Origin of the sequence: Streptomyces phyllanthi (assembly GCF_009377205.1) — a bacterium.
In the GTDB taxonomy this organism is placed as follows: Bacteria; Actinomycetota; Actinomycetes; order Streptomycetales; family Streptomycetaceae; genus Streptomyces; species Streptomyces phyllanthi.
In genome coordinates, this window is record NZ_VJZE01000578.1 from 1 (window position 1) to 4,896 (window position 4,896).

The window sequence follows — 4,896 nt, forward strand, 5'->3', positions numbered from 1 at the left end:
GCTTGATCTCGACCGCCTTGGTAGGGGTGGGTGAGGGTGACCGGCCAGAGGTGCCTGCGGTGCCGGCGGTGCTGGAGGCGCCGGAAACACCGGAGGCGCTGGAGGGCTCGCCCTGGCCGCAGGCCGTCACCGTCACCAGCAGTGCCCCGCAGCCCAGGGCCAGCGCCAGCGCGCCGCTTCTCCGTGTCCTCGCTTGCGTCCGCATGACCTGAACGACCGCCCAGGGCACCCGGCGGTTGTGCTCCGCAGCCGACTTGACCAGGACACACCTCGCGGCCGTCGACGTCCATGCGCCCCTACAGGTCCTTCGCGAAGGCGCTTCCTCGGCCGTTTCGAGCGGTGGGGCGTAGTCGGGCATGAGGATCTCGCTCAGCGCCTTGTCCCGTGCTCCCGACCCGATATTCGGTGGCAGCGTCCGGTCGGCCCTGGACAATGCGTTCATGCGTATCCGTGCCGTGCGCCTGGACGAACTGCCTCTCCTCCAGGACATCGAGAGGGCCGCCGGGCAGTGCTTCCGGGACATCGGCATGCCGGAGATCGCCGACGACGAGCCGCCCCCGCTCGGCGAGCTCGCCCGCTACCACCACGCCGGGCTTGCCTGGGTCGCGGCCAGTGACACCGACACACCGGTCGCCTACCTGATCGCCGACCGCGTCGACGGCAACCTCCACGTCGAGCAGGTGTCGGTGCACCCGGACAGCGCGCGCCGCGGTGTCGGCCGGTCCCTGCTGGACCATCTGGCCGCTCACGCCAGGAGCGAGGGGGCACCCGCCCTGACGCTCACCACGTTCACCGAAGTCCCGTGGAACGCCCCCTACTACGCGCGCTGCGGTTTCCAGCTCATGGACGCCGGCGAACTCACCCCCGGCCTGCGGAAGATCCGCGAACACGAGGCGGCACACGGCCTGGACCGGTGGCCTCGGACCTGCATGCGCCGGGCCCTGTGAGACTGCCCGGTCAGGCGGTCGACAGCCCGGCCACGGCCCAAGCCCACCGCAAAGCCCCCTACCCGCGGAGAACCCGCAGGCAGGGGGCTTGATCAGTGCCGCTTACTTCTTCTTGCCCTGGTTCTTGACCGCCTCGATCGCCGCCGCGGCCGCCTCGGGGTCGAGGTACGTGCCGCCCGGGTTCACCGGCTTGAAGTCGGCGTCCAGTTCGTAGGAGAGCGGGATGCCCGTCGGGATGTTCAGGCCCGCGATGTCGGCGTCCGAGATGCCGTCGAGGTGCTTGACGAGGGCGCGGAGGCTGTTGCCGTGGGCCGCCACCAGGACCGTACGGCCGGTGAGGAGGTCCGGGACGATGTTGTCGTACCAGTACGGGAGCATGCGCTTGACGACGTCCTTCAGGCACTCCGTGCGGGGGCGGAGCTCCGGCGGGATGGTCGCGTAGCGCGCGTCGTTCGCCTGGGAGTACGGGTTGTCGTCCTCGATCGGGGGCGGCGGGGTGTCGTACGAGCGGCGCCACAGCATGAACTGCTCCTCGCCGAACTCGGCGAGGGTCTGCGCCTTGTCCTTGCCCTGGAGGGCACCGTAGTGGCGCTCGTTCAGGCGCCAGGAGCGCGTGACCGGGATCCAGAGGCGGTCGGCGGACTCCAGGGCGAGCTGCGCGGTGCGGATCGCGCGCTTCTGGAGGGAGGTGTGCACCACGTCCGGGAGCAGGCCGGCGTCCTTGAGCAGCTCGCCGCCGCGCGTCGCCTCCTTCTCGCCCTTCGGAGTGAGGTTGACGTCCACCCAGCCGGTGAACAGGTTCTTCTCGTTCCACTCGCTCTCGCCGTGGCGGAGGAGGATCAGCTTGTACGGTGCGTCGGCCATGGCCCCGAGCGTAATCGAACCCTTTGATCCCTTGTGCGGACGGTCAGCAGGCGGACAGTGGGGCGTCCTATCCGCCATCGCGTGAGTCGGTGTGACAGTCGGTGTGAAAGCGGCCGGCAGTCACCGTCCCGCGACGAGCACCGTGGCCTCATGGGTCACGGGTGCATCCGCGCCCCCTTCAGTACCTTGTCCACCGCGTTGCGCGGCCCGTACACCGACAGCCCCACCAGGTCCAGTTCCCCCGTCCCCACGGCTCGTACGGCGGCGCGGTTGTCGCGGTCGCCGCCCGTGGTGAAGAGGTCCGAGGTGAAGAGCGCGCGCGGGAGTGCGCGGGTCAGGGCCCGGGTGTGGGCCGCTCGCAGGGTCTCCTTGGTGCCCTCGAAGACCAGGACAGGCTGGCGGAACATCGGCAGGTACGGGACGCCGTCCGCGTCCTCGTACGGCTCGCCGATCACCTCCGGGAGCTGTGAGCCGAGGCCGCTCACCAGGAACGCGGTCACGTTGAGGCGCTGCCAGGGCTCCAGGTCCTCCCTCAGCAGGACGGCGATCTTGGTGTCGAAGCGGATGGGCTCAGGGCTGTTCGTCATGCGTCGAGCGTGCCGATCCGCGTACGGCGGCGTCTTGTACGTTCTTTGCATGTCCCCAGGAAGGCCCGGGAGGGAAGGCAGGCAGATCCGCGACGTCGCCGCCTGGCGCCCCCGCGTCCCCGGCGTCGTCGAGGTCTTCCACGCGTACTACACCGAGTACGCGTACCCCATGCACGTACACGACGCCTGGACGCTGCTCATCGTCGACGACGGCGCCGTACGGTACGACCTCGACCGGCACGAGCACGGCACCCCGGACGGCACGGTGACGCTGCTGCCGCCGCACGTGCCGCACAACGGGGAGCCGGTCACGGAGGAGGGCTTCCGCAAGCGGGTGCTCTATCTGGAGCCGGGCGTGCTCGGCACGAGCCTCATCGGGGCCGCCGTCGACGGGCCCGACCTGCGTGATCCGCTTCTGGGGCTGCGGGTCGGACAGTTGCACACGGCGCTCGCGCGGCCCGGGGACGAGTTGGAGGCGGAGAGCCGGCTCGTGCTGGTCAGGGAGCGGTTGCAGGCACATCTGCGGCCCCGGCCGGTGCACGGGCCACGGCCCGACGGGCGCCCCCTCGCCCGCCGGCTCCGCGAACTGCTCGACGAGCGGGTCACGCGGGGTGTGACCCTCGAAGAGGCCGGCGCGTTCGTGCACGCCCATCCCGCCCACCTCGTACGGGCGTTCAGTGCCGCCTTCGGCATCGCACCGCACCAGTACCTGATGTCACGCCGTGTCGAACGCGCCCGTCGGCTGCTGCTCGCCGGGCAGCCGCCGAGCGAGGTGGCCACCCTGACCGGCTTCTACGACCAGGCCCATCTGACGCGCCACTTCAAGCGGTTGGTGGGCGTGCCTCCGGGCCGGTTCGCCCGGACACCGGGCCGAGGGCCGGCTCCCGCCCCTCGAACGCTCACTTGATCCGCAGTGCCTTCTGCGCCTCGTACAGGTTGCGCGGCCGTACCGCGTCCGTCGTGCCGTACAGCTCAAGCCGCGAACGCAGGTCACCCGTGAAGTCGGGGACGTCGACCTGGTCGAACTCCCGGACCGTGTTGATGCCCACCGTCGCGCTGTACGGGGCGAGTCCGTCGATCTTCATCAGACCGGCGCGCTCGTTGGTCACGCGGATGTTCCAGTGGGTGAAGCGGGCGCCGAAGAGCGGGCCCGCGGTGGCGTCGCCGCCGTGGCGGCCGTTGTTGTCGACGGTGATGTCGGTGCGGACGTTCGCGAAGGGCATGCCCCGGTGGGAGTCGAAGGTGCCCATCCGCATGTCGCCGCGTGACCAGACGTTGTAGGAGGACAGGCCCTCGACGTTGATGCCGTGCAGCTGGGTGTTCGAGGGTGCCGGGGTCGTGCGCCGCTCGATCGTGAAGTCCTCGATGAGGTTGTCGTGCGAGCCCTCGCGGCAGAAGTACGGATGGTGGGAGCCGCGGCCCGCCACCCTCGTCCGGCGCACCGTGCACGCCGAGGCCGCGACCAGGCCGAAGCCGTTGTCCACGTGGCGTACGACGACGTCGTCCACCCAGCAGTCGTACGCGCACTGGAGGACGATCCCGTTGTGCCCCTTGTCGAGGAGGTGCGGGGACTGCGGGGTCTCGACGGCCTCCAGGGTGAGCCCTTCGACGCCCGCGCCGGTCAGTTCCCTGACGTGGGTGGTCAGCCGCGGGTCCCATTCGGGGCGTACGTCGAGCGGGAGCGGGCGCTCCAGGGTGACCTTCCGGCCCCGTACGCGGGCGATGCGTACGGGCCACTCGTACGGGACGTACGACGTGAGCTTGGTCTTGTCGTCCCAGTGGTACGCCTCGGGGCCGGGGCCGTCGCCCGCCATGTGCTCCAGGAGGGTGTGCCCGGGGTCGTCGGCGAGGCGGAGGAGGACGAGGCGGCCGGGGCGCAGGCGCGTGGCGTCCGCGACCGTGACCGTCCAGGAGCCGCGCGGCGCGGGCCGGACCGTCGTCAGGGTCCGCCATTCGTCCCGCCGGTTGCCGGTCCAGCCCTCGAAGGGCCAGTCGCGCGCCCTGATGGCGGTGACCAGGGAGTTCCAACGGGCTTCGGGCGCCAGCCAGACGAGGCCGCCCGCCCAGGACCAGGACGACTTGTCGCCGCCGTAGCGGGAGCCGTAGACACCGATGAGCTCGGTCAGGTTCCGGGTGGCGTACAGCTTCGTACGGGTGCTGCCGGCGCCGCGCAGGACGACGTTGTCGTGGGCGACGCGGATCACGTCGTCGATGCGGTACGTGCCGGGCGGGACGAGGACCGTGCCGCCACCCGCCCTCCCGGCGGCGGCGAGGGCGCGGTTGATCGCGGGGGCGCAGTCCGTGGTGCCGTCCGCCACGGCGCCGTGGTCGCGTACGTCGGCCACCACCGGGCGGCGCGGGAAGCGCGTGGCCCCGCCGTGGCAGCCGGCGCGGCCGACGTACGGGATCTGCGGGTGGGTGAAGGGGGTGCGGTCGAACTCGTGCCAGAGGGCGGGGACTTCGCCCCGGGATGGTGACGGTGTGGATGAGGGTGGGGC

General features: G+C 71.2%; 5 protein-coding genes and 1 pseudogene. 2 read left to right on the top strand and 4 right to left on the bottom strand.

The genetic code is table 11. The features are described 5' to 3' along the window. Positions 1-205, bottom strand: a pseudogene (locus FNH04_RS48295) (hypothetical protein); the annotation flags it as partial. Positions 206-440: 235 nt separating this feature from the next. On the opposite strand from FNH04_RS48295, the gene FNH04_RS41220 reads away from it, so the two are divergent. Next, positions 441-947 carry a GNAT family N-acetyltransferase gene (locus FNH04_RS41220; RefSeq protein ID WP_152791318.1) on the top strand — a complete coding sequence of 169 codons (507 nt, stop codon included), beginning with the start codon at positions 441-443 and terminating at the stop codon, positions 945-947. A 102-nt stretch (positions 948-1,049) separates the two neighbouring features. On the opposite strand, the gene FNH04_RS41225 is transcribed toward FNH04_RS41220, so the two are convergent. Together FNH04_RS41225 and FNH04_RS41230 are read right to left on the bottom strand one after the other, a co-directional pair. Next, entirely contained in the window at positions 1,050-1,811 is a 762-nt protein-coding gene (locus FNH04_RS41225; RefSeq protein ID WP_152791320.1) for a phosphoglyceromutase, read from the bottom strand. Between the two features lie 155 nt (positions 1,812-1,966). After that, on the bottom strand, positions 1,967-2,449 hold the full coding sequence (locus FNH04_RS41230) for a DUF2000 family protein (RefSeq protein ID WP_386576290.1): 483 nt from the start codon (positions 2,447-2,449) through the stop codon (positions 1,967-1,969). Between FNH04_RS41230 and FNH04_RS41235 the strand changes: the two genes are divergently transcribed. Beyond that, positions 2,448-3,305 carry a helix-turn-helix transcriptional regulator gene (locus FNH04_RS41235; RefSeq protein ID WP_228031922.1) on the top strand — a complete coding sequence of 286 codons (858 nt, stop codon included), beginning with the start codon at positions 2,448-2,450 and terminating at the stop codon, positions 3,303-3,305. The genes FNH04_RS41230 and FNH04_RS41235 overlap by 2 nt on opposite strands. Here the strand turns inward: FNH04_RS41235 and FNH04_RS41240 are convergent. Beyond that, positions 3,298-4,896, bottom strand: a 1,599-nt coding sequence (locus FNH04_RS41240; RefSeq protein WP_152791325.1) for a glycosyl hydrolase family 28-related protein, incomplete at its 5' end; no start/stop codon positions are given. The two genes, FNH04_RS41235 and FNH04_RS41240, sit on opposite strands and share 8 nt — an antisense overlap.